Consider the following 23,297-nt stretch of genomic DNA (forward strand, 5'->3'; position numbering starts at 1 on the left):
CTCCGGAACGAATAAGAGTTGCCTAATAATAGGTGCAAAAACTTAATTACTAAACTTCGTTCAAATCTTTCTAGTACTACATTGCTTTTTTAGGGTGTGCGAAGTAAGAGAAGCCTCCGTTGCTTGTCTCGGAGGTGGTTCACCAGAAGCCCGAGGGGAACTATAAAAAGTATAATTGAGTAGGTTAAATTAGGGAGAATTGTTCTTGGGATTTGCAGGATATTTTTAACTGAGGCGGAATAATTATAGTAAAAGCGTATAATATAGTTTACAGTTGACAGTGTACAGTTTACAGTGGATAGAAAAAATCTAAAAAGATAAAGATTTTTGAGAAGCATTATACCTATAGGTTTAGAGTGGTTTTGAATTTAGGGTTTCAACTGTCAACTGTAAACCGTAAACTGTACACTGATATTTAGTGGCATTTTGCCACTAAATATCTATAGGGAGGGAATTTAAGTTGAGATTACAGCAAGGGGTTGAATATTCTCACTCCATTTTAACAGAACAGTTATTTGAAGGGGCCAACGTAGTAGATGCTACCGTTGGCAATGGTAATGATACTGAATTTTTAGCAGAATTGGTAGGAGATGAAGGACAAGTTTGGGGCTTTGATATTCAACAGCAAGCAATTGAAACTACTAAAGATAAACTGGCAGAGTCTGGATTATTAAAGCAGGTAACTTTAATTCAAGATGGGCATCAGAAGTTGGCTTCATACATAAACGAAGAAGTTGATGGGATCTTATTTAATTTAGGTTATTTACCTGGAGCAGATAAGAAGATTACTACAACAGTAGAGACTACTTTACAAGCGGTCAAAGCTGGCTTGGAAATATTAACTAAAGGTGGAGTAATGATAATTGTAATTTATACTGGCCATCAAGCTGGAAAAAAGGAAGCAGAAGTTCTCTTAGAGTATGCTCAAGACTTAAATTACAAAGAATATAATGTACTACACTACCACTTTATTAATCAGGCTAAGAAGCCACCAGAAACAGTAGTTATAAAGAGCAGAGAATAGTGAATAGTGAATAGTGAATAGTGAATAGTGAATAGTGAATAGTGAATAGTGAATAGTGAATAGTGAATAGTGATCGGAGGAATAAAAACCCAAAGAAAGAAAATAATAATATAAAGATAACTTTGGGGGGGATTAGTGATGAGAGAAAAAAGTATAGCTTATCAGAAGGCATTTGATTTTTCAGTAGAAATTGTTGATTTGTATAAGTATTTGGTTAAAAATAAGAAAGAATATGTGTTATCTAAGCAGCTTTTAAGAAGTGGCACAAGTATCGCTGGAAATATCAAAGAAGGGATTTATGGTCAAAGTAAGAGTGACTTTATATCTAAATTATCTATTGCATTAAAGGAAGCTTCTGAGACTGAGTATTGGATTGAATTATTAGTAGAAACTGATTATTTGCAACAAGAAAAAGGGAGAGATTTAACTTCTGATGTAGTAGAAATCATAAAAATTTTAACTAAGAGTCTGAAAACAGCAAAGAAAAGCAGAGGATAGAAAAAATCTAAGAGCGGATTTTTTCATCACGAAGGGTTCGAAGAACCCGGAGGGAGAAGCTGGGAAACAAATGTATAATTTACAATGTACAATTTACAGTTAAAAACCAGGTGATAGAGAGTAATAGAAAAAATCTAAGAGCGGATTTTTTCATCACGAAGGGTTCGAAGAACCCGGAGGGAGTGAATAGAGGTTTGTGTTAAAAGGTTTTGAACTTAACTATTCACTATTCGTTATTAGTTATTAACTGCTTTTTACCGTGGGGGTTGAAAAAATGGATAAATATTATCGTTATTCTGATTACTTGAAGCATAAATATGGAACAAGGACTTATAAAATTCCAATTAATTTAGCACTGACCTGTCCTAATCGTGATGGGAATATAGCTGAGGGTGGTTGTATCTATTGTGGTGAGGGAGGAGCCAGTTTTTCTGAGGACCAAGAAGTAAATCGAGCTGAATTCTTAGAGAAAAAGGAAAGAATTGCTAAGAAGTATCGAGCTGAGAAGTTTATTGCTTACTTTCAAAATTTCACTAACACATATTTACCTTTAGAGCAACTAATGGGCAATATTAAGCAGGTGTTAGGAATAGATGAGGTTGTGGAGATTGCTTTGGCGACTAGACCAGATTGTACTAGTCAAGAGTATGTAGCCCAGATTATGGAGTTAATCGAGCAATCAACTTCTGAACCTACCCTTACCTTTGAACTAGGATTACAGTCAACTAATTATCATACATTAGAAGAGATCAATCGAGGGCATACGCTTGCTGAATTTATTGATGCAGTCTTGACTGCTCATCGCTATAATGCTGAAATAGGAGTCCATATCATACTGAATTTACCTGGTGATGATAAGCTAGATGCTAGAGAAGCAGCTAAGATAGTATCTTCATTAAAGGTAGAGAATGTAAAGTTACATGCGCTCTATATTAGAGAGGATACTCAGTTGGCTAAACAGTATCAGCAAGGACAGTTAGAGATGATCTCATTAGCTGAATATATTGATCGGGTGATTGAATTTTTGGAGTATTTAGATCCCAAGATAGCAGTGCAGAGATTGATTGGCAAAGCTCCTAGAGAAGGTACATTATTTGTAAATTGGGATTATAATTATGACCAGATCAATAATTTTATTATGGATGAGATGGAGCGAAGGGATAGTTGGCAAGGAAAGAAGTTTGATTATTTAGATGGTAAGGCTTTGTCTAAATTATAAAGGGGAGGCAGCTAAATGGAGATTTTGGTTGTTGATGATTCTCGATTTATACGGTTGTTGTTGGCCCAGATTCTTAAGGAGGAAGGCTATCAGAAATTACACCTTGCCAGCTCAGCTCAAGAAGCATTTAAGATTTTAGGTTTAGAAGGGAAGAAGGTGACTAAGAGTAAGATAGATTTGGTATTATTGGATATTGTGATGCCCCAAGTAGATGGAATTGAGGTTTGTCAGCGAATTAAACAAGATCCGGTTTTGAAGGATATTTCTGTAATTATGGTTACCTCTAAAACTGATGTTGATTCTTTAGAACGAGCCTTTTCGGCAGGGGCTATTGATTATATAACTAAGCCGATTCAAAAAGTGGAGTTATTGGCTCGGGTTAATTCGGTGCTGAGACTTAGAAAAGAAATAAAAAAGCGTAAAAAACGGGAAAGAGAACTTGAAGAGAAGACGCAATTATTAGAAAAGCTTAACCAAGAGATAGAAGATGCTAATAAAAAGTTGGAAAAGATGGCTTCGAGTGATGGTTTGACTGGGCTTGCTAATAGAAGGTTGTTTGATAATAAATTAGAAGAAGAGTGGAAGAGAGCTAGACGTCAAGCAGCCTCATTGGCTTTGATTATGATTGATATTGATTATTTTAAGGAATATAATGATACTTATGGACATCAAGCGGGTGATGAATGTTTACAAAAGATAGCTCACAAGTTTGAAGAGTTAGTACTGCGGCCTGCTGACTTGGTAGCTCGTTATGGAGGAGAAGAGTTTGCTGTGATTTTGCCTGAGACAGGATTGTATGGAGCTATTAAGGTTGCTGAGAGGATTAGAGTAGGGATAGAGGATTTGAAGTTGCCTCATCGCAGATCAGGGGTTTCCGAGTATGTAACAGTCAGTGCAGGAGTGGCTGCAGTTAAACCTGAGCGTGAAAAGGGTGCAGAAGAACTTATTGAAGCAGCCGATGATGCTCTTTACTTAGCTAAAGAAGAAGGTCGAAATCGGGTTAAAGCAGAGTCTAGGTTGGTTAATATATCAAGCGGAAGATGGAACAGTAATAGAGTTTAAAAAGGAAAGTCATTAGGTATAATAAAATAGGAAGGAGGTGCAATAAGTGAAGAAGTTTGTTAGTTTTCTTTATAAGTTGGCTAGAGTGGCTAATGATGTTGAGACATTATCTAGTGGTGATCCCAAAAGGGTGGCTAAGCGAGCTAAAAACAAGGTGATTGGTCGTAAATTAATCAAGAAATTAATGAAATAGGAGGAATGGATAATGAAAATAATTGAAGAAAAAAAGATTGGTGAAAAATTAACTGTTGGTGTTCATAAGGAACATGGTGAAATTGGGATTTTTATAGCTTCTGAAGATGTATCAGCCAGCTGTGCTTTTAGACCACAAGAATGGGAGAAGTTTGTTGGAGTGATCAATGAAGCAGATCGGTTGCTTAAAGAGAATGAAGCAGAATAAAATTGTCAGGTGACAATTTTAGTTTAAGGTTAAGTCTGAACTTAAAATTAAAATTAAATAATAAAAAACCCTTTTCTGAAATGTTAAATTAGAAGAGGGTTTTTTATTGGTTTTACTTAACCTTAAATTTGGACTCAGCCTTAGTTAAAGGTTTTTAATAATTCCTTTGAAAGCCCAAACAGGTACACTAGCTACAAAAGCTAAATCTTCTGTAGGAAGATAAGAGATTACTGAAGCATCAAAGAGAACACTGCCTGATGGAGGTAACTCATCATCTCCTTCCCAGATTACATAAGTAACTGGGATCTTAGGAAAGACAGGAATAGTAACACTAGCATCACCTAGATCAGCTGACTTTCCCCCTAAGTATTTAGCAGCAGGAACCAATTTATCAGCATTTTCACCAAATAATCTGACTAAAGGATTGGTTGCTCGCTTTTTAAAGGTGCTATAGTAAAAATCGCCTCCATTAGGCACTTCACGATAAGAGATCAATCTACCTTCAAGAGAAGCCCCGCTAGCTTGATTAAGATAATGCAAGATCAATACTTTGATTGGTAGTTGTACCTCTTGATCTTTAGCTGCAAAAGTTACCTCTCCTTCGGGATAGCTGATTAGATAATCTTCACCAGCCATGACTAACTTAAACTCCTGTTTAGCTTCATTATAGTCTGCTCCGCTGCGTTCAACTATTCCTTCAGGTTCGAGGGTAGTTAACTTTTCTTTTGCTTGCTTTAAAGCAGCAATGTAGTTGTTTTGCTTAATTTCAGTTTTAAATCTTTTCTCTTGAGCCATTTTTTTAGCACACTCCTTTTATTTGATAATTGATTTATAATTTTAAAAGAATTTCATCTTTGCAAATTCTTGGAGATGTTTAACTGTATAACACTCAGTCATTGTACTCATCTCTTTAAAGACTTGGACTGACTTTAAATCTTCCCATTCTGATTTTGGGAGAGTATTAAGCCAAATTAAGTCTTTAGTTTTATCTTTAATTTCCTTTAGAGTAGAAGCAGCATCATAGAGTTTGATTGTCTTTGTATCACTCATGATGATCAAATTAGTTTCAGGAGTTACTAATTCCATATAATTTTCCTTAAAGGTTTTTAATGATGTGTTAAGATCGGTTGCTGATCCCCATTGTTGGCTATTAGTAATGATTTGATTCATCGTAACTTCAAAAGATTCTGTACCAGTAAAGTAATCGGTGATACGTTCTAAATCTTCTGAAAAAATAAAGCTTTCAATATCCTTGACCACGCTAGAAATTCCATAAATAAATTGTAAAATAAAAGTGGCGTAACGAGCCATAGAGTCTGATGCATCACAGATCAATAAAAACTTTGGTTTTTGAATCTTCTTTTCTTTATATTTAAGCTCAAATAAATTTCCACCATATTTAATATTATTTCTGATCGTCTTTCTTAGGTCTATCTTACCTGTCTTTTTATTCTGGCGGAATCTACGAGAAATTTTAGTTGCTAATTTATAAGATAAATCTTTAATTAACATTGTTACTTGAGGTAGATCCTCTTTAGGAATTGATTTAAAATCTTTAGCAGCTAAATTATCACTATTATTCTCAAGGTTAGAAATGACATCTTCAATTACTCGATCCATCTCTAAATCACCAGTTACTTCATGCTGGATAGGTGGTTTAGCTTGATTATCATCATCTTCTTTTAACCTTCTTTGCCAATAGCTTAAGCTACCACCGATCAATCTCTCTAAAGCGGGTTTAGTATGAGATGAATGGCGTAGATGGCCCGGGAAACTATTTTCGATATAATTTTTAATTTTTTCTTTGGTCTCTGGATCTAACTTGCTATAGATCTCTTTTTGTTTTTCAGTCAATTCTAACTCTACTTCTTCTGTTTCTACATCTTCTCGGACACTATCTTTTTCAAACTTTAATTCTTCAGAAGCTTCTTGTTTGGCTGCTTCTTGTTCTTCAATCTTTTCTTGATGTTGGGTCTGTTTTTTTTCTTTAATCTCTTGAGGGATGAAAAATGAGTCGAAAGCTTGATCAAAGATCTCTTTTTCATGATGATTTTTGACCAGTAGTGAGCGTAAAGTAACTTTAAACTCTTCTTTATTAATGATATCTATTAATTGTAATGATTGCAAGGTCTCGATTGATTCAGCTAGGCTGATTCTGATGCCTAGCTTTCTTAAGATTTGAATAAATTTGACCAGATTGTGTTCAATATGATTGACTTTTGCTTGACTAGTCATCTCTTGAATTTCTTCTTCTAAATTCTGCTGGGAGCTCAAAGTACTACCTCCTTTCAAATGTAGTTGACAATGTATAATGAACAGTGTACAGTTAAAGAAAAAGACCTTAAAAGATTAAAATTCTTGAAAAAGTTTATAATTACACATGTAAAATAATTTAGACTTTAAGGTTTAAATGTTTTTAATTGTTAACTGTAAACTGTAAATTGTAAACTATACACTGATATTTAGGCTCGCATTTTTTGAGTCAATTCTTTGGCCCCTAATTCTTTAAAGACATCAAGGTCATGTTTAGTCTTAAATAATAATGCTTGGGTTCTTTGAATCAACTCTGGACTTAATCGATCAGCATCTAAGCTTACTAGAGCACGAGCCCAGTCTAAAGTTTCAGAGATAGATGGTTGTTTTTTGAACTCAAGGTTGGCCCGTAAGTAACTAACGGCTGCAGCTATATCGCGAGATAACTCTTTTCCAATACTTGGAACCTTAGTTTGGATGATTTCGATCTCCTTTTCCATAGAAGGAAGCTCGACATATAAGAAGATACAGCGTCTTTTTAAGCCATCAGATAATTCACGATCAGCATTACTAGTTAGGATTACAATTGGTCGTTGTTTAGCTTTGATTGTTCCTAATTCGGGAATAGAAACTTGAAAGTCTGATAATAACTCAAATAAGAAAGCCTCAAATTCTTGGTCTGTTTTATCGATTTCATCGATTAATAAGACAGGTCTTTTATCAGTTTGAATAGCTTTCAGAAGCGGTCTTTCTAGCAGATAATCTTCTGAGAAGATATCATCTGTTAGTTGTTCTTCTTCTGGATTATTCTTATTAAGTTGAATATTAAGTAACTGTTTTTGATAATTCCATTCATATAAAGCTTTATTTTCATCTAATCCTTCATAACATTGTAGCCTAATTAACTCTGTATCGAAAGCATTGCTTAAGACTTTAGCAATCTCTGTTTTTCCTACTCCAGGTTCACCGGTGATTAAGATTGGTTTTTCTAATTCTAAAGCTAAATAGACGGGAATAGTGATCTCGTCACCACAGATATAATTTTCTTCTTTAAAACTCTTTTTTAAATCTTCTTTAGTAAGTTTCAATTTTTACTCCTCCTTAAATTAGATGATAGCTGAAATTTTAGAATTTTTAAATTAACAACTATATTATAACTAAAAGCTGGAAATAATTATATGAGCTAAATCACATTTATATAAGGGGCGTTTAACTTTTGTAGTTAATTTGATTGAGTTTTATTACTGTTCGCTATGTTTGAGTAATAAATAGGTTGTATACTCACCTAAAAAAGCTAGATCTTCTGTATGCAGTTTGGTAATTGCTGAAGAATCAAAGAGAATATTGGATGATCCTGGTAATTCATCATCGCTTTTCCATAATATATAGGTTAGTGGAATGCTAGGTAATACTTCAATAGTAAAGCTTAGATCACCTTTAGTTAAAAACTTTGCCCCTAATTTTTGAGCAGCTGATTTTAACTGTTCAGGATCAGAGCAGAAATTATCACTGATCGGGTTGATTGCTTCACGCTCAAAAGCAGCATTATAAGCAGTTCCACCAGGTAATTTGCGATAAGGTATTAATTTATCTTTGAGTGGCCAATCGTTGGCCCGTAATAGGTAATGTAGAATAACAATCTTCAACCCTGATTTTATTTCATTATCTGTAGGGCTGGTTATTTTACCAGTTGGATATTCGATGTAATACTGCTTATTCAATGCTGGAAGAATAAATTGTTTGCTATCTTCTATAAATTTAATTCCAGTTCTATCAGTAATTTCTTGAACTGGAGTACGGGCCAACCGTTGCTTAGCTTTTTCGATAGCAGGTTTATAACCTGCTGCTTGATCACTTTCAAAAGTTATTGATGAATCAGTTGGAGGCGTCATTTGATCAACTCCTTCAAAATTAGATTTAATTCTCTTTAATTATACCAATTATAAGTAATATAATCAATTAATCTAAATGTGAAGTTTTTAATTATTAAGAGAATTGTGAACTTTTAAGTTGGTTTTTGACGCCAAAAGATTAGGTAGGGATTTGTTAATAAGCGTGGCTATCCAATAATTCTGGTTCAGCAAGTTTAAGTGCAACCCAAGCAGTAAGAGGGCCAAAGATTGCATGTAAAATAAGATGGAACATATATTCGGCAGTAGTAATCGGTTCAAGGGTAACCAAGGGTGTGTGGATAACTATTCCAAATACTAAGATCCACGCTGCTAAGCTGACAGCTAACCCTTTGATTAAGTAGTAATCAGTACCTGTTAAATATAGTAAATAGACTACAATTACACCTAAAAGGCCGATTGTAATATAATGAGTAACTAATCCAATAATAAAGCCATAGGGAGCATCTATTTCAGGAAAGTATAAAGAGGTAGCAATATCCCAGATGGTATAATGGTTAAAATTTAATTGATGGCCTATATACTCGATAATATTTAAAGGAATACTAGCAAGTATAGCTGCTATAATACCTAATAAAAATTTATCGTTGATTTTGAACATACTTTAACTCCTTTAATTATTTTTTTGAATATTGTTAACTTAATTAGAGTTACTTATTCAGAACACCTTAAGTTTAATTACAATATTGTATCAGTTATGTGTGCGAGTGTGAGTGAGGTCAAAAGCATAAGGACTAAGGTTTTGCTTTTACTCACACACACTACTCACACTGACACTAAATATCAAAAACATGCAGGTGATCAGATAAGTTTAGTAAAAATATTATAGTAGAGTAAAAAGCTAAAAGCAGAGCCATTGGCTCTGCTTTCTGTAAGTTAGATCAAGCGATTTTCTAATTGCTCTCTTACTTGTTCAGCTGACATACCTTGAGCATTGATGATTTGAGCATTAGTTTCAGTGTCAGCGATATCCATTGTGTTATTATCTGCTCCAGTTAAGATGATTGCATCGGCATTTTGCATATTTTCTTGAGTTAAGTTTACTACGTCATGGTCAGTAGCTTGTAATTCTTCTTTAATATTGTTGAGATCACCTTCAATTGCAATTCTAGACATATTTATGTTACCTCCTATAATTGTTCTTATTTATTAATAGTGTGGGTGTTAGTCGATTAAAAAATACATGGGATTACAATAATGTGTCAGTTATGAGTGTGAGTGAGGTCAAAACCATAAGGTCTAAGGTTTTGCTTTTACTTACACACATTACTCACACTGACACTTAATCTCAATTAATTTTTAAAATTAGATGTCAATAAAAAAAGGCACCCCAAGTGGGGTGCAATTAAGAAAATTAATAAGACATTTACTGATCTATAATTATACCATACCAATTAACTAATGATCAACAGTTTTTACTAAAAAATAATTAGTATGACAATTTTGAATAAACATAAGTATCTACAAAGGGGTGAATAAAATTGAAAAAATATTCATTAGTGATCAAATTGGAAAAGCCAACACAGATGAAGGAGATTTTTGGAGAAAGTGTAATTGCAGAGGCGAATAAGAATTTAGAGCAATCATTACAAGAGTTAACAGCTAAGTTATTAGCTAGACATACTATTATTTCCCAAATTGAGAGTGAAGAATTTGGGATTTGGAGCCTTGAGTTTGCGATGGATGAACTTGATCCATTGATCGATGTAGAGGAACAATTAGAATCATTGACTAAAACAGGGATTGAGTTGATTCATCAAAACTTAAGGGAGGAGTTTGGAGCTGCTACTGGAGGTAGGATTGAGTTTGAAGTCTTAATCTCTTCTGTAGAAGATGATAAGGGTTGTCAATTAAAAGAGGCAGAAAGGATTTCAGATTCCGATTTACTTTATAAAGATTTAATTACTAAACAAGAGTTTAAAGAGATAATTGAGTCTAAGCAATTAAATACTTATTTTCAACCTTTGCTTTCTTTAGCAGATAAAAAGGTTATAGGCTATGAAGCTTTGACTAGAGGGCCAATGGATAGTGAGCTCTTTTCAGCTGCAAATTTATTTGGAGCAGCAGCTTACTTTGATTTGACAGAGCAGTTAGAGTTAGCAAGTATTGCTCAGGCTTTAGAATGGGCTGAGCAGTTTGGGGATAGATATAAGATTGCTTTGAATGTTGGCCCTGAATTATTAAAGGCTGATAAATTTTATCAATTTATCAGCCAAGAAAAATTTAAACCTATCTTGCCAGCGGTAATTTTGGAGATTACTGAACATTTACCGGTAGAGAAGGTTAAGCAACTGCAAGAAAGAGTTGAGCAATTAAAGGAGCTAGGCATTGAATTTGCGTTAGATGATCTAGGCTGTGGTTTTTTTGATCTAGAAACCGTTAAAAGATTAGAGCCAGCAATTGTTAAGTTATGTATTACAGTAATCAATAAAATAGATCAAAGCCAGGACGTACAACAGAGTATTTATCAGACTGTCGAGCGAATTAAGAAGTTAGGAGCTCAAATTTTGGGTGAGGGGGTTGAACGAGAGGAGCAGGTTGAAGCTTTGCAAGAAGGAGGATTTGAGTTGGCCCAGGGGTATTATTTTGCTAAGCCTCAGCCGGCTGAAGAGATTGTAAATGAATTATGATTTGTTTAAGACTACTCTTTCTTTTGTTCTAATCTATCTAAAATTGCTGCTAAAATTATTCCCCACAAAAAAGCAGAAGTTACATTTATCAGACTGGTTGTTGCCGAGATGTCATTAAGAGGGGCGATTTGATATAAAATAGCAATAGAGCGAAAAATAAAAGTAAGCAAAAAAGCATATAGTCCTCCTTTTAAAATATGTCCTTGTGAGCCTGAATAGGGGGTTGAAAGGCAGAAGAAAATACCTAAAGAACCTGTCCATAGAATTTGAATGATTAAGATATAAATTATTTCAAAAGTACTATCTGGAATACGGCCGAGCATAACAAGGCTTGTCCAATCAATGAAACGGATTTCTGTTAAGTTAAAGATATAAAATAAGATTAAATTAAGTGAGTTCATAATAATGGCACTGATTATTCCAGCAAATAATCCCCGATATGTTCTATCCATAAAAACTATCCTCCCTTATAATTCATGGTAATATTTTTAGCAGGGATGAAGTTAATTATGCAATAAATTTGATTAAGATAAAAAAAGAGAAGATTAGCAATTGCTAATCTTCTCTTCACTCTAATTTATTCTTCTTTTAATAATCAACTTTTAAACCTAATGAAAATCCTAATTTTGCATCTCCAGCTGCACCAATTGCTCGATAAGCTATTTGCCCTCTGAAATTTCTTTTTAGATTGAACTCCATTCCGACTTGACTATCAAAGAACCAACCACCTTCTTCGCCAGGTTCATAAGCTAAATTTAAATCAGAAAATAGATTATGATCATTCCATCTAGATCTACTTAAGACTCCAAATACTAGATAGGTTTTATCCAAATGCCTATCTTCCTCAATTGGTCTTCCTTCTTCATCTCTATACTCTCCTCTATAATTTTTGAGACCTACTTGAACAGCATTCAGAGCAGAATCAGTGACAAATAACCTATGTCGAGGTATGTACTGAGCTTTAATATCTAAAATAGGTCCGCCTAAATGAAAAAACTCTCCAGGTTTTTGATAAGGAATCAGAAAATCCATAGGTTCATCAGTATCATTGGGAATTGTTAATTTAAAGTTAAGAGAAGTCTGTTCATCAATTCCCAATCCAACTAAAAAAGATTGTAATCTTATTCGTTCATCAACTCGGAAACTGTCTATTTTATAAGTCCGTTTTCCTTCCCCCGTTGTAAAAGTGGCAAATGCAGTTGTTGAAAAGCTTAACATTAATAATATCACTAATAATAGAGTTAACTTCTGTTGTTTAATCATTATCTTGACTCCCTTCTTTCTGACTATAGTTTAAATAACTAGATATGTAATGATAAAGAGTTGAAAATAATTGAAACTACGACCTAATTGACTTTTTAATTTCTCAGCTATGTCTATAAGTACTATTCTAGATAATTGAGTAAGTTCCTTGTTAATAAGTAATTTAATATTAGTTTTAACTAGTTGAGGAGATCTAAGATAAATGATGCAGGAAAATAAGATTTAAGCAAGAATATATATTTTATACATAGTTATAGGATTAATTTTAAGATTTGGAGGAGAATATTAATGAAAATAAAAAAAGTATTTATTTTAGTTTCTTTAATTCTACTATTAAGTAGCAGTAATCTTTTGGCTTCGACTTTAAATTTAGGAGAGAATGTTTATAGAGTACAGGTATTACGCTTTCAATCTGGAGAAGGTGATTTTATCACGGTTGATTTGGGTTATGGAGTTAATAATTATTCAGGATATGGGCTCAGTTTTACTGCTCCTTATGGAGGAGATACAGATGGTTCTGGAGTAGCTAGTATAGAGTATCAATTTGTCCCAGAGAATATACGAGAAGCAGAACAGAATTTTAATTGGGCCCTTAAGGTGGGAGCTACTAGCGGAAATATTTTAGAAGAGGATGATGAAGCAAGTAGTGGAGGATTGAAATTTGGATTGATTATGGAACGTGAGTTTGATAAAGATGCAGAAGTTTATTTTGATTTAGATGTAACTTCTGATTTAGTTGGAATTTCAGATTTTATAGTAAATGCTGAATTAGGGATTGGCAAAGAGTTAGCTGAAGGGATCAAAGGAGTAGTGGCTGCTAGAATGTTAGGGGGAGAAGATTTAGACTCGAATCATGGGACTACTTATGGTCTTAAAGTTGAATTTTAAATAAGCTAATTAATAAAAAGGGGAGTTAAGATGTCAATTAAAGTTGAAGAGAAAGTGGATTGTTTGATCTGTGGAGTAGAAGTTACATATTTAAAGCAAGCACGTGAAGTTAGTTGTTATTATTGTGGTGTTGAAGAAGAAGCTTATTTTTGTTGTGAAGACGGTCATTATGTCTGTAATCAATGTCATGCTCAAGATGCATTGGCAATTATAAAAAATACCTGTTTAGTTACTCATGCAAAGGATCCAATTGACATTGCGGAAAGGTTGATGGAACATCCTCAAATCTCGATGCATGGGCCAGAACACCATGCTTTAGTTCCTGCTGTTTTAGTAACTGCCTATCAAAATTATGTAGGACAACAAGATAAGAAAGCTATTACAGAAGCAATTAAGCGGGGGCAGGAAGTACCGGGAGGCTATTGTGGTCTGTATGGAGCTTGTGGTGGAGGGATTGGAGCGGGAGTTGCCGTCAGTATCTTATTAGAAGCGACTCCACTAACAGCTGATGAACGTTCCCATGCTAATTGGATGACTGCTCAAGCTTTAGAGGCTATTGCAGATGCAGGAGGAGCTAGATGTTGTAAAAAAGCAACTCGGGTTGCTTTAGAAGAGGGGGTAAGTTATTTATCTGATCTTTTTGATCTAAATTGGGTACAAGAGTTGGATTTAGATGTGAAGTGTAATTATATTCAGTATAATCGGGAATGTGATCTTAGTTGTGATTATCGGTAATTACAATAATGTGGCACAAAAGTGCCACATTATTGAGTTGACAGTTTACGGTTTACAGTTGACAGTTAAGATCAAAATCTTAAAATCTTAAGAGCCATGAAAAGCCTTAGAATTATAGGTTTAGATTAGTTTTGGGTTTAAGTTTTAAATGGTTTTAACTGTCAACCGTCAACTGTTCACTGTCAACTGATATAAAGTGTAACTTTTATTTATCATGACAAAAAAATAAAAGCCTCGGAAAATTCCGAGGCTTGATAAAACATCGTAATCTATATTAATTTATAGTTTGACGACGCTTTCAGCTTGAGGTCCACGATCTCCATCGACGACTTCAAACTCTACAGCTTGACCATCTTCTAAAGTCTTGAATCCATCTTCTTCAATTGCAGAGAAATGTACAAATACGTCGTCTCCTTCTGCTCGCTCAATAAATCCATAACCTTTTTCTCCATTAAACCACTTAACATTACCTTGTTCCTTCATTTAAATAATTCCTCCTAAATAATTAAAAAATCAAACTGACAAGTATGTTTTTTATCAGTCCTCTTAATAATACCACATGATTTAAGATTTGTCAATTGATTAACGGAAATAATTTAAGGTTTTAACTATACACTGCCAATTATAAATTGCACACTGATATTTATTGACATTTGAGGTTTATTTTTTTATAATATTATTAGCACTCACTCCTATCGAGTGCTAATAATATTTGCTTGATAAGTGTATAAAGTTATAAAGGAAGAGGAAAAAATATATTTGGAGGTGCTTATCAATGAAGATGGATAACTTCACTATTAAGGCTCGAGAAAGTTTGATGGAGGCTCAGCAATTAGCAGAGGATTATCAAAATCAAGAAGTTTATCCTGTTCATTTATTGCTTGCTTTGTTGGAACAAGATGATGGAATAGTAAGACCGATTTTACAGAGGATGGAGCTAGATTTAGATAAATTAGAGTTGGGATTAAAAGAGAGAGTTGATAAATTTCCTCAAGTTTATTCTGAACAGGGGGAGTTATATACTTCACAGCAGTTAGCTCGAGTTTTACGTCGGGCCAACAAAGAAGCTAAAAAGTTAGAAGATGAGTATGTCTCTACTGAACATTTTTTACTGGCTATCTTAGCTGATGGCAAGAGTAAAGCAGCTAAGTTGTTAGAAGAGAAAGGAATTGGAAAAAATCAAATTAAAAGAGCAATTGAGAAGATTCGAGGTGGAGAAAAAGTGACCAGTCAAAATGCTGAGGGCCAATACCAAGCTCTAGAAAATTATACTATTGATCTAACTGAGTTAGCTAGGGAAGGTGAGCTTGATCCAGTCATTGGGCGTGATGAGAAAATTAGAAGAATAATGCAGGTCTTATCCCGAAGACGAAAGAATAATCCAGTCTTGATTGGAGAGCCGGGAGTAGGAAAGACTGCGATTGTTGAGGGATTGGCCCAGCGGATTATTAATGGTGATGTACCTGAACCTTTAAAAGAGAAGAGAGTAATCTCTTTAGATATGGGTTCATTAGTAGCAGGGACTAAGTATCGTGGTGAATTTGAAGATCGTTTAAAGTCTGTATTAAAGGAGATCAAAAAAGCAGAAGGTCAGATTATTCTCTTTATTGATGAGATGCATACTTTAGTAGGAGCAGGTGCTACGCAAGGGGCAATGGATGCTGCCAACTTATTAAAGCCGGCTTTAGCTAGAGGAGAATTACATTGTGTTGGTGCTACTACTTTAGAAGAGTATAAGCAGCATATTGAAAAGGATGCTGCATTAGAGCGAAGATTTCAGCCGGTATTAATTGAAGAGCCATCTATTGAAGATACGATCTCAATCTTACGGGGGTTGAAAGAAAAGTATGAAATTCATCATGGAATCAAGATTCAAGATAGTGCTTTAGTAGCTGCAGCTCAGCTATCGGATCGTTACTTAACTGAACGCTTCTTACCAGATAAAGCAATTGATTTAATTGATGAAGCGGCCTCTAAAATAAGAATTGAGATAGATTCAATGCCGATTGAGATTGATGAATTGGATCGAAAATTAAGGAGACTCGAGATTGAACGTGAGGCATTGAAGAAAGAAGAGAATCAAGGTTCACAGGAGAGGTTAGCAGCCCTTGAAGAGGAGATAGCTGAGTTGAAAGAAGAGATTAATCCATTGAAAGCAAAATGGGAAAATGAAAAGGAGCTTGTTCAAAAGATCCAAGATCTAAAAGAAGAGGTTGAAGAGACCAAGATTGCTGCTGAAGCTGCTGAAAGAGAGGCAGATTATGAAGAGGCAGCTCGGTTGAAGTATGGTAAATTACATCAATTACAACAGAAGTTAGAGGAGACTCAGCAAAGATCAGAAAAGCTAAATCAAGAACGCGATCTGGTTAAAGAAGAAGTTCAACGTGAAGATATAGCGGAGATAGTAGCATCCTGGACAGATATTCCAGTGACTAAGGTAATAGAAGAAGAACGAGAGAAGTTAGTACAATTAGAAGATGAATTATCTAACCGAGTAATAGGTCAAGGTGATGCAATTGAAGCAGTCAGTAATGCCATTCGTCGCTCTCGAACTGGGTTACAAGATGAAGATCGTCCTTTAGGTTCCTTTATCTTCTTAGGGCCAACAGGTGTTGGTAAAACAGAATTAGCTAAAACATTAGCTGAGTATTTATTTGATGATGAGCAAGCAATGGTTCGTTTGGATATGTCAGAGTATATGGAACGCCATGCTGTTGCTAAATTGATCGGTTCGCCTCCAGGATATGTTGGATTTGAAGACGGAGGACAATTAACTGAACAGATCAGACGGAAACCTTATGCAGTTGTTTTATTAGATGAGATAGAGAAGGCTCATCCTGATGTCTTTAATATCTTATTACAGCTTTTAGATGATGGATTGTTGACCGATAGCCATGGAAAAGAGGTTGACTTTAGAAATACAGTAATTATTATGACTTCTAATCTCGGTTCACATTATATTCAAGATCTAACAGAAGAAGCTGAAATAGAAGAGAAGGTAACTGAAGCATTGAAGGAGCACTTTAGACCGGAGTTTTTAAATCGAATTGATGAACAGATTATCTTCCACTCTTTGACTAAGGAGCATTTAGATCAGATTATTGAGATCAAATTAGCTGAATTGGAAGAGAAGTTAGCTAAGCAGAATTTAACACTAGAATTGACAGCAGATGCTAAAGCTCAAATTGGAGAGTTGGGCTATGATCCAGCCTATGGTGCCCGTCCACTACAGAGGGTGATTCAAAAATATATTAAGGATCGCTTAGCAATGATGTTACTTGAAGAGGAGTTAGAAGAGGAAGATAAAATTGTAGTTGATTATACGGAAGATGAATTTCAATTTGAAGTAAGTTGAAGTTAATTACAATTTAGTTTAAGTTTGAGTTTGAGGCTAAGCCAACCGTTAAAAGCATAGGGGTTTAGGATTTACTTAAACTTAGACTTAGCCTTAAACTTAAGCTTTATATCAATAAATTTCAGCCAGGCAGTCTAATTGGTTAAGATTAGGTTGCCTTTTTCTATTTTTTATGGAAAAATTGAATTTATAGTTGAATATTGTAATTTATTACTATATAATATAGAAGAATTTATCACTAATCATATCTAATAAGTAGAAATTAACTTTATAAAAGGAGTGTTAATCATGGATTTGGATTTATTAAAAGAAGAGATTGAAAGAAAGAGAAGAGAGTTAAATTCTACAATGAAAAATGGTAATCAAAAAGCAGCTTTAAAAGTAAGTCGCGAATTAGATCAATTGATTTGTGAATATATGTCATTGGAAAATAATGATACTGTAATGGTATCTTACGCATGAATTATATGACTAGTAAAAATATTATAAAAGAGGTTTTCTTTGTGCCATAGTAAAGAAGCACTAGTAGATTTAAATTTGCTAATGCTTCTTTTTTATTTTATAAGGTGTAATTATATTACAATATTGTGTCACTTTCGATATGCTATTAACATGAGGAAAGTTTCTCGTTCGGAAAGATTTTTTCTGAGTTTCTAAGACTCACCTCCAATCAAACAAGAGCAAGTTAATTTTAAAATAGGAAAATTAACTAATTCATGCTCTGATTTGATTTCCGGTTCATCAAGAAACTAAACGAAAAAATCTAGATGTCACTGCGAAACATTCCTCATGATAGTTTGGATTTGTTTTAATGATTTTAACTGTCAACTGTACACTGTAAACTGTCAACTGATATAAAGTGGCAAAGTGCCACTTTATATCAATTAATTTTAAGAAAGGCTCCTTTTTATTGCTAGCTTAATCTTAGATTTAAATTTTCACTAAAATAAAGGAATTTAGAATTAATTGTCGAAGTATAACTTAGAAGGATAATTATGTAAAAATGAAAGAGTTTGCTTATGCACAGAGAGAGGAGATAAAATTATGGATGAGATCAGTAGTGGGAGGGAGCTTGTTGATAGGTTTGGAGTAAATGTCGAAAAATTCAAATATATTATGGTTGGCCCGTTAATATTTTTCTTGATTCTAGTTTTACCAGTTTTAGGGATGGAGTGGCAGGCACGAGGAGGACTTGGGATTTTAGTTTGGATGGCTTTGTGGTGGACGAGTGGACATATTGCTGTTGCAATTACAGCTTTGGTACCATTTGTAGTAACGACCTTTATTCCAATTGCTCCAGTAGAGGAGCTAGTAACAGTTTTCAGTCATCGGATTGTATTTTTAATTTCTGGTAGTTGTGCAATTGGAGCTGCTTGGCAAAGGTGGGGTTTGGCTAAGCGGGTTTCTTTAAAGATCTTAACAGTGGTAGGAAATAGTGCTCGGAAGCAGATCTGGGTCTGGTTTTTATTATCTACCGTGTTAAGCTCAATTATAGCTGATACGGTAACTGCTGCTGTCTTTATTCCTGTGGCAGTTACCTTATTATCTTATTTAGGGTTTGAAAGTAATTCAGAACGATGGGAGAGTCCTGTAGCAACAAATATTTTATTGGCTATTGCCTGGGGTGCTTCGATAGGTAGTTTACCGACTCCATTAGGGGGAGGGCAGAATCTACTTATTTACGAATTTTTATCTGAAGCAGTAGGTCGAGATATTTACTTTTATGAATGGACATTGAGGATGTTACCCTTTACCTTGGTTTTCATTCCAATTATTGGGTTGTATCTAACTTATATCCTACAGCCACAGGATGAAAAATTACCAGGAAGTAAGGAGTTTTATCAAGAAAAGTTGGATGAATTAGGGGGATTAAGTAAAGGAGAACTCTTTTCAGGGGTGATCTTCTTAATAGCTGTACTGATTGCTTTTACAGAGCCATTATATAGATCTTATCTACCCAATTTAGATCCTGCTTTTGTCTTTTTTAGTTTAGCGTTGTTATTATTCTTTATTCCAACAGAGACAGAGGAGAATGTTCTTTCTTTAAAGAGTATATCGTACTTTCCAATCACAATTTTAATAGTTTGGCCCAGTGCTTTAGCTTTGGCTAAGGTCTTAGAACATTCGGGATTTATTGATATTATTGGGGGGTATCTGACTGGTTTTGCTGAATATAATGGATTGCTAACCTTTTTAGTTTTTTGTGGGGTAATAGCTGTTTTGACCAATATTTCAACCAATACTGCTTCTGCTGCCTTACTGGTACCAGTTGTAATTCAGTTGTTTGTAAGTCAAGGGCTAAATCCAGTACCAATTGTCTTTGCTTTGATTACTGCAGTTAATTTATCTTTTGCTATAGCTTCAGGAAATGGGTGTTTAGCTGTTAGTGCAGGATATGGAGTTAATTTAAAGACGATGTTTAAACATGGGATGATTATTGCTGTTATAGGTTGGGTGATTTCAGCTGGATTAGCTTATTTTCTCAATAGTACCTTGCCCTGGTGGGGCGTAATTTAAGATGTTATTTAAAAGGAGAAACCAAGATGGTTTCTCCTTTTGTTTCTAATTAGCCAGTCTTAATTGCCGATTGATTATTAATTATGTAAAGGTCATTTTTATCTTGTAAATCGATAGTTCTATATGTTTTCAGTTCTTGTTTATTTTGATCACTGATTATTCTAACAATTGGTTTCATTGGTGACTGTTTATTTTGTTCTTTCACAATAGCTTCTTGCCCAGTATTTAGTGTAACTAGTGTGCCATTAGGATAGAGGGCAATATTATCAATAAATTTATTAACTAAGTTTTGATCAAAGTGGGTATTGCTATGTTCATGCAAAAAATTTACTGCTTTATGCACGGGCCAACGTTGACGATAACACCTATTGCTAGTCAAAGCATCAAAGACATCAGTAATAGCTACAATTCTACCAAATTCATGGATATCTTTCCCTTTTAACCCTTCTGGATAGCCCGTACCATTTACTTTTTCATGGTGATTTAATATTGCAGCTCTAGATAGAGGGCTGATTTCATAATGATCTTTTAATTTTTGATAACCTAAAGTTGGATGCTCTTTAATCAATTTAAACTCTTCTTGTGTAAGTTGATCAGGTTTATTTAATACTTCTATGGGGATTTCTATTTTTCCAATATCATGTAAAACAGCTCCAATACCTAATTTAGTCAACCTTTTTTTAGGGTAATGGAGTTTTTGTCCGAGTGAAACCGATAAAATAGCGACATTTAGTGAGTGATTGAAAGTATAATTATCAGTAGTTTTGATATCAGTTAGATGGATTAAGGTAGTATTATCTTCTAAGATACTATTAACTATGGTTACAATCGATTTTTTAACTTTTTTGATATTAACTCTTTTTTGTGAAGTAATATCTTCAATAACTTCTTTAATAACTTTTTTGGTCTCTTCTCTAATTTCTCTATCTATAGTATGCTTTATCTCTATCCCTTCAGATTTTTTATCATTAATATAGACTTCTGTGATACCAAGGTCTAATAATCTATTCTTATACTTATGCAATTGTTGACAGTCAGCTTGCAGTAAAATTCTATTACCTTGGTAGATTGATTTTGCTAGTACCATATCAGGTTTTAAATTTTTTACACTTACTAATCTCATATTTCTCCTCCTTGAAGTTCAAACAGAGTCGTTTATTTAAATATTATTCTATATTAGTAATATTATTCCTAGATTTCATTGTTTTAATAAGTGTAATCGGATTACAATATTGAGTTGACAGTTTACAGTTTACAGTTAACAGTTAAGATCAAAATCTTAAGAGCTATGAAAAGCCTTAGAATTATAGGTTTAGATTGGTTTTGGGTTTAAGTTTTAAATGGTTTTAACTGTCAACCGTTAACTATTCACTGTCAACTGATATAAAGTGGCACTTTGCCACTTTATATCAATAACTCCCCAATAAAAGCCCCTACAATCCCTCCAATTACTATCAGTAACAGATTAGGAGCAATTAAAGCAATAATAATTGCTATAATCCCTCCTAGGATTGCTGATAATAAACTTCCTGTCGACGATAAAATTCCAGGAAAGATAAGAGCCCCTAAAGCAGCATACGGGATGAACTCTAAGAAACGATTGAGAAAAGGAGGTAAATTAAGTTCTTTAAGCAAGACCATTGGTAGGGCTCGTGGGATATATGTTACGGCGGTCATTCCTAAGATTAAGTAAAATAGATTCATTCTGCTTCAACCCCTTCTGGAAATAAAACTGTTCCTATTGCAGCTGCAATTGTAGTACTGATGATTACTTGCCAACCTGTAGATAGAGAACTGAAATTATAATCTAATAATGAATTAGAAATGATAGCAATTAAAGCAATAATCAAGATCGGCGGTGATTTTTTTAGACTAGGTACTAATAGTCCAATGAACATAGCATAGAGACCAATTCCCATACTATTTTGAATCAATTCAGGAAGATTAGTTCCTAACAAAACACCTAAAATAGTACCAAGATTCCATGCTCCATAACTGATTAGATTTAGACCTAATAAAAATTGAGGACCTAAATTTTCATTGCTTTCCAAAGAAGCTACTGAGAATGTTTCATCAGTGACACCAAAAGCTAATAAACTACGCCATCTGTTAGATAATGCTGGATTCAATTTTTGGCTTAGTGAAGCTGACATTAGAAAGTGGCGTAAGTTAATAATTAAGGTTGTCAGAATAATTTCCCAAGCTCCAGTATGTAGCATAAGTAAATTGACAGCAATAAACTGGCTGGCCCCAGCAAAAACAAATAAGGACATCATGATACTGATATAATATGGAATGCCTGCTGAATTAGCCATTAAGCCGAAAGTGATTCCAATTGGAATATAGCCTAAGGCAATGGGAATCCCTTTTTTAATTCCTGCTAAAAAAGAAGGTTTGACTACGGTAGTAATTAGTTTGTGATTTAAAGTTTTGATTTTATCGACCATATCTGTCTCTCCTTATATAAATTATTAAAGTGATTGATTTAGTTTTATCTGTCTTCTTTGTTAAACTAGGGAATTAAAAAGATAACCAATTATAGTAGCAGTTATAATAATACTAATTCCATAAGCAACTAACAACTTTCTTTCAAAGAGCTTAGCAAGGATAATAAAGTTAGATATGCTGATTCCGGAACCACCTATAATTAATGCTATTGCAGCTCCTAAACCCATTCCCATTTGAAATAGAGTAAAGGCAATCGGAATCATAGCTTCTAAACTGAGATAAATTGGTGCTCCTATTAAAGCAGCAAGCGGAACTGCTAATGGATTATCAAGGCCAACTATCCAAGTAATAAAGTTTTCAGGTACAAAGCCATATAATAAAGAGCCAATAATCATACCAGCCATTAAGAAAGGAAAGAAGTCCTTGAAAAAGAGTAGAGCAAAGCGTAGCACACTCTTGGTCTTTGATTTAAAGAATTCGAACTTATTAGCTGTTGTTAGTTCTTCCCTGTGTGGAAGCTTTCTTTCTCCTACAGCTGTCACTTCTTTTAGATGTTCTTCTAGACCCATCTTTTCTAGAATAATTCCTCCTATCATAGTAGCAATTAGTGTAGCTATAACATAGACAACTGTAACTTCCCAGCCGAATAAAATGCTCAATAAGATAATAGCTACATAATTAATCAGTGGTGAAGCAAGTAAGAAGGACATAGAGCTACCAAAAGGAACCCCATCTTTGAGCATTCTTACTAATAAAGTAATAGTAGAAGGGGCACGAAATGGTGTCAAGGATCCAAAGGTACTGGCTAAAAAGTGACTCATTACAGTATTTCTATTGCAGAGAGATCTTTTTATTCTCTCAGGGCTGAGATATTCTTGAATTAAGCCTACGAAAAAAGTTGATAAAATAAAGAGTGGGAGTAAATAAAAGGCCAAACCAACAAAATAACGTCCACTATCAATTAACGATTCTAAAATGATAAAACCTCCTTATAGATTACTAGTGCTCTCAGCAAATTAAAGCCTGCTACTATAGTGCTTTGCAGATAACTAAATTTCTCTGTCTTCCGTCTAATTGACACAAATACTTAAACCA

25 protein-coding genes are annotated in these 23,297 nt (G+C 34.2%); 12 read left to right on the forward strand and 13 right to left on the reverse strand.

Annotation, left to right across the window (positions count from 1 at the left end; translation table 11 throughout):
- Positions 1–460: 460 nt before the first annotated feature.
- The 6 genes from mnmM to MWH28_RS11610 all read left to right on the forward strand — a co-directional run bounded on the left by mnmM (position 461) and on the right by MWH28_RS11610 (position 4,203).
- Complete coding sequence (gene mnmM / locus MWH28_RS11585) at positions 461–1,024, forward strand: tRNA 5-(aminomethyl)-2-thiouridylate-methyltransferase MnmM (RefSeq protein ID WP_248619542.1); 564 nt, start codon at positions 461–463, stop codon at positions 1,022–1,024.
- 138 nt (positions 1,025–1,162) lie between these two features.
- Positions 1,163–1,522 (forward strand): four helix bundle protein, encoded by a 360-nt coding sequence (locus tag MWH28_RS11590; protein WP_248619543.1) that lies wholly within the window; start codon positions 1,163–1,165, stop codon positions 1,520–1,522.
- Positions 1,523–1,796: 274 nt separating this feature from the next.
- Positions 1,797–2,741 (forward strand): tRNA modification radical SAM protein MnmL/YtqA, encoded by a 945-nt coding sequence (gene mnmL / locus MWH28_RS11595; protein WP_248619544.1) that lies wholly within the window; start codon positions 1,797–1,799, stop codon positions 2,739–2,741.
- Positions 2,742–2,756: 15 nt separating this feature from the next.
- Positions 2,757–3,803, forward strand: coding sequence for a GGDEF domain-containing response regulator (locus tag MWH28_RS11600; RefSeq protein ID WP_248619546.1), 1,047 nt, complete (start codon positions 2,757–2,759; stop codon positions 3,801–3,803).
- A gap of 46 nt (positions 3,804–3,849) precedes the next feature.
- A complete protein-coding gene (locus MWH28_RS11605; protein WP_248619547.1) occupies positions 3,850–3,996 on the forward strand; it encodes a hypothetical protein in 147 nt (48 codons plus the stop codon).
- A 12-nt stretch (positions 3,997–4,008) separates the two neighbouring features.
- Positions 4,009–4,203 (forward strand): hypothetical protein, encoded by a 195-nt coding sequence (locus MWH28_RS11610; RefSeq protein WP_248619549.1) that lies wholly within the window; start codon positions 4,009–4,011, stop codon positions 4,201–4,203.
- Between the two features lie 144 nt (positions 4,204–4,347).
- On the opposite strand, the gene MWH28_RS11615 is transcribed toward MWH28_RS11610, so the two are convergent.
- The 6 genes from MWH28_RS11615 to MWH28_RS11640 all read right to left on the reverse strand — a co-directional run bounded on the left by MWH28_RS11615 (position 4,348) and on the right by MWH28_RS11640 (position 9,482).
- Entirely contained in the window at positions 4,348–4,998 is a 651-nt protein-coding gene (locus tag MWH28_RS11615; RefSeq protein WP_248619551.1) for a DUF3786 domain-containing protein, read from the reverse strand.
- A gap of 42 nt (positions 4,999–5,040) precedes the next feature.
- Positions 5,041–6,477 carry a VWA domain-containing protein gene (locus tag MWH28_RS11620; RefSeq protein ID WP_248619552.1) on the reverse strand — a complete coding sequence of 479 codons (1,437 nt, stop codon included), beginning with the start codon at positions 6,475–6,477 and terminating at the stop codon, positions 5,041–5,043.
- 188 nt (positions 6,478–6,665) lie between these two features.
- Positions 6,666–7,544: an AAA family ATPase gene (locus MWH28_RS11625; protein ID WP_248619553.1), complete on the reverse strand. Its 879-nt coding sequence runs from the start codon at positions 7,542–7,544 to the stop codon at positions 6,666–6,668.
- 153 nt (positions 7,545–7,697) lie between these two features.
- Positions 7,698–8,348 (reverse strand): DUF3786 domain-containing protein, encoded by a 651-nt coding sequence (locus tag MWH28_RS11630; protein ID WP_248619554.1) that lies wholly within the window; start codon positions 8,346–8,348, stop codon positions 7,698–7,700.
- Between the two features lie 154 nt (positions 8,349–8,502).
- Positions 8,503–8,967, reverse strand: a complete 465-nt coding sequence (locus tag MWH28_RS11635; RefSeq protein WP_248619555.1) for a hypothetical protein — start codon at positions 8,965–8,967, stop codon at positions 8,503–8,505.
- A 275-nt stretch (positions 8,968–9,242) separates the two neighbouring features.
- Positions 9,243–9,482 (reverse strand): YkuS family protein, encoded by a 240-nt coding sequence (locus tag MWH28_RS11640; RefSeq protein WP_248619556.1) that lies wholly within the window; start codon positions 9,480–9,482, stop codon positions 9,243–9,245.
- Positions 9,483–9,847: 365 nt separating this feature from the next.
- Between MWH28_RS11640 and MWH28_RS11645 the strand changes: the two genes are divergently transcribed.
- Entirely contained in the window at positions 9,848–10,996 is a 1,149-nt protein-coding gene (locus MWH28_RS11645; RefSeq protein ID WP_248619557.1) for an EAL domain-containing protein, read from the forward strand.
- 11 nt (positions 10,997–11,007) lie between these two features.
- Here MWH28_RS11645 and MWH28_RS11650 read toward each other — a convergent pair whose 3' ends face one another.
- Together MWH28_RS11650 and MWH28_RS11655 are read right to left on the reverse strand one after the other, a co-directional pair.
- Complete coding sequence (locus MWH28_RS11650) at positions 11,008–11,448, reverse strand: hypothetical protein (RefSeq protein ID WP_248619558.1); 441 nt, start codon at positions 11,446–11,448, stop codon at positions 11,008–11,010.
- 136 nt (positions 11,449–11,584) lie between these two features.
- On the reverse strand, positions 11,585–12,259 hold the full coding sequence (locus tag MWH28_RS11655; protein ID WP_248619559.1) for a hypothetical protein: 675 nt from the start codon (positions 12,257–12,259) through the stop codon (positions 11,585–11,587).
- Between the two features lie 288 nt (positions 12,260–12,547).
- On the opposite strand from MWH28_RS11655, the gene MWH28_RS11660 reads away from it, so the two are divergent.
- Together MWH28_RS11660 and MWH28_RS11665 are read left to right on the forward strand one after the other, a co-directional pair.
- The gene (locus MWH28_RS11660; protein WP_248619560.1) at positions 12,548–13,147 is read left to right on the forward strand and encodes a hypothetical protein; all 600 of its coding nucleotides are present in this window, start codon (positions 12,548–12,550) and stop codon (positions 13,145–13,147) included.
- A 30-nt stretch (positions 13,148–13,177) separates the two neighbouring features.
- Positions 13,178–13,882, forward strand: coding sequence for a DUF5714 domain-containing protein (locus tag MWH28_RS11665; RefSeq protein ID WP_248619561.1), 705 nt, complete (start codon positions 13,178–13,180; stop codon positions 13,880–13,882).
- Positions 13,883–14,161: 279 nt separating this feature from the next.
- On the opposite strand, the gene MWH28_RS11670 is transcribed toward MWH28_RS11665, so the two are convergent.
- Positions 14,162–14,365 (reverse strand): cold shock domain-containing protein, encoded by a 204-nt coding sequence (locus MWH28_RS11670; RefSeq protein WP_248619562.1) that lies wholly within the window; start codon positions 14,363–14,365, stop codon positions 14,162–14,164.
- 292 nt (positions 14,366–14,657) lie between these two features.
- Between MWH28_RS11670 and clpB the strand changes: the two genes are divergently transcribed.
- From clpB to MWH28_RS11685, 3 genes are all read left to right on the forward strand, one after another.
- A complete protein-coding gene (gene clpB / locus MWH28_RS11675; protein WP_248619563.1) occupies positions 14,658–17,237 on the forward strand; it encodes an ATP-dependent chaperone ClpB in 2,580 nt (859 codons plus the stop codon).
- A 288-nt stretch (positions 17,238–17,525) separates the two neighbouring features.
- The gene (locus tag MWH28_RS11680) at positions 17,526–17,699 is read left to right on the forward strand and encodes an aspartyl-phosphate phosphatase Spo0E family protein (RefSeq protein WP_248619564.1); all 174 of its coding nucleotides are present in this window, start codon (positions 17,526–17,528) and stop codon (positions 17,697–17,699) included.
- Positions 17,700–18,281: 582 nt separating this feature from the next.
- Positions 18,282–19,754 carry an SLC13 family permease gene (locus MWH28_RS11685; RefSeq protein ID WP_248619565.1) on the forward strand — a complete coding sequence of 491 codons (1,473 nt, stop codon included), beginning with the start codon at positions 18,282–18,284 and terminating at the stop codon, positions 19,752–19,754.
- A 49-nt stretch (positions 19,755–19,803) separates the two neighbouring features.
- On the opposite strand, the gene MWH28_RS11690 is transcribed toward MWH28_RS11685, so the two are convergent.
- From MWH28_RS11690 to MWH28_RS11705, 4 genes are all read right to left on the reverse strand, one after another.
- Complete coding sequence (locus tag MWH28_RS11690; RefSeq protein ID WP_248619566.1) at positions 19,804–20,877, reverse strand: HD-GYP domain-containing protein; 1,074 nt, start codon at positions 20,875–20,877, stop codon at positions 19,804–19,806.
- A gap of 281 nt (positions 20,878–21,158) precedes the next feature.
- Positions 21,159–21,458 (reverse strand): AzlD domain-containing protein, encoded by a 300-nt coding sequence (locus MWH28_RS11695; RefSeq protein WP_248619568.1) that lies wholly within the window; start codon positions 21,456–21,458, stop codon positions 21,159–21,161.
- A complete protein-coding gene (locus MWH28_RS11700) occupies positions 21,455–22,201 on the reverse strand; it encodes an AzlC family ABC transporter permease (protein WP_248619569.1) in 747 nt (248 codons plus the stop codon). The genes MWH28_RS11695 and MWH28_RS11700 overlap by 4 nt, the downstream gene beginning before the upstream one ends.
- A 60-nt stretch (positions 22,202–22,261) precedes the next feature.
- Positions 22,262–23,137 (reverse strand): permease, encoded by an 876-nt coding sequence (locus MWH28_RS11705; protein ID WP_248619570.1) that lies wholly within the window; start codon positions 23,135–23,137, stop codon positions 22,262–22,264.
- Positions 23,138–23,297: the final 160 nt, after the last annotated feature.

The sequence above is a fragment of the Natroniella sulfidigena genome (assembly GCF_023223645.1).
GTDB classification, from domain to species: Bacteria; Bacillota; Halanaerobiia; order Halobacteroidales; family Halobacteroidaceae; genus Natroniella; species Natroniella sulfidigena.